This window comes from Orrella sp. 11846, assembly GCF_048820935.1.
In the GTDB taxonomy this organism is placed as follows: Bacteria; Pseudomonadota; Gammaproteobacteria; order Burkholderiales; family Burkholderiaceae_B; genus Algicoccus.
The window spans coordinates 1-1,578 of record NZ_JBMERD010000042.1 but is presented as its reverse complement, the minus strand read 5'-3'; the positions used below and the strand labels follow the sequence as shown (position 1 = coordinate 1,578).

The 1,578-nt window shown below is 49.4% G+C and carries 1 protein-coding gene; it reads left to right on the top strand.

Going from position 1 to position 1,578, the window contains the following annotated elements:
- The first annotated feature begins 88 nt into the window (after nt 1–88).
- Nucleotides 89–1,399, top strand: coding sequence for an IS1380 family transposase (locus ACOI06_RS14505; RefSeq protein ID WP_420663303.1), 1,311 nt, complete (start codon nt 89–91; stop codon nt 1,397–1,399).
- Nucleotides 1,400–1,578 lie beyond the last annotated feature (179 nt).

The window sequence follows — 1,578 nt, the reverse complement described above, 5'->3', positions numbered from 1 at the left end:
CCCGCAAATTTCACCACAAATAGGATCGGCGCAGTCATTTTTCCCGTAAAATCAAATTGTTAAGAAAAGATTTAGGGGGACTGCGCCGATGCCAAATTGTACCGTAAATAAACTCGACTTTGGTCGTCTGCAAAGACGCGTGATTGAAGCCGATTTTCAAGGGGGCGCCCTGAGCTCTGATGGCGGTGCCATACTGCTACGTCAGGTCGATCAACGCATCGGCCTATCAGCTGCAATTGCCGATGCACTTCGTGATCGCCGGGATCCCACTCGCATTACGCACACCCATCAAGATTTAGTCGCGCAGCGTCTGTATGCGCTGGCTCTAGGCCATGAAGACCTCAATGATCACGACCGACTTCGCAATGATCCCATGATACAAACTGCGGTTGGACGGATTGAGCAATTGGCCAGCAGCCCAACATTATGTCGCTTTGAAGCCAGCGTGACCCGTGAGGAGATCGTCGCTTTGAACCAGGTGCTGGTTGAGCAGTTCATCGCTTCTTTCACCCAACGTCCAAATCAGTTGATTCTGGATATTGATGCATCTGATATTCCCTTGCATGGGAATCAGGAAATGCGACAGTTTCACGGATACTACGATCACTACTGCTATTTACCTTTGTACATTTATTGTGGTGATGCACTCCTGACTTGTGTGCTTAGAAACAGTCGCATCGATGGGGCCAAACATGCAGCCGCTATCATCAAACTACTGGTCACCCGTTTGCGTCAGCAATGGCCTGATGTACAAATCATTGTGCGAGGGGATTCCGGTTTCTGCCGACAATTACTGATTAATTGGTGTGAACGCAACCAGGTGCACTACGTCATTGGTCTGGCTCGTAACTCTCGGCTACAAGAGGCTGTGAGTCATTGGGAGCGAAGATTAAAAATTCGTCACCAACACACAGGCTGCAAGCAACGTGCGATCTACGAGTTGACCTATGGCGCTCGGGCTTGGAAAAAAGAGCGCCGTGTCATTACGCGTCTGGAATATGGTAGTCAAGGGAGCAATCCAAGATACGTCGTGACTAACCTCAAAGCTTGCCCGGTCTGGATCTATGACACGTTGTACTGCAAAAGAGGTGAGGCAGAAAACCGAATTAAAGAAACACAATTGGATCTGTTTGGCACACGCACTAGCTGCCGCCGATTCATCGCAAACTGGTTTCGGATCATGCTTTCAGGGCTTGCTTATACGCTGATGCAACGCCTGAAAGATCTGGCGCTAACTGGCACAAAACTGGCCAATGCGACAACCTCAACCATTCGGGTTCGACTGCTCAAAATTGGTGCTGCCGTGGTTCGCAACACCCGTCGAATACGAATCATGTTTGCGTCACATCACCCGCTGCAAGACATTCTTGTGCGTGCTGTTCGAGCCCTGTCACCCTAATCTCAAAAAGAGTGTTTCCCGGGCACGATGACGCTCCCGGGGTAAGGGGAAATTGCGCTTAAAAATCGCGAAACTCAATCGAATAACGCGCAAACAACACCGAAATACTGAATCGTACGAAAAGCTCAAAGCAAAGCACTACAAATCACAGTTTCAGGCTGCATGATGAAATTTGCGGG

Bases quoted from the DNA above. Each gene is read 5' to 3' on its own strand.
- ACOI06_RS14505 (WP_420663303.1), top strand. From the start codon at position 89: ATGCCAAATTGTACCGTAAATAAACTCGACTTTGGTCGTCTGCAAAGA.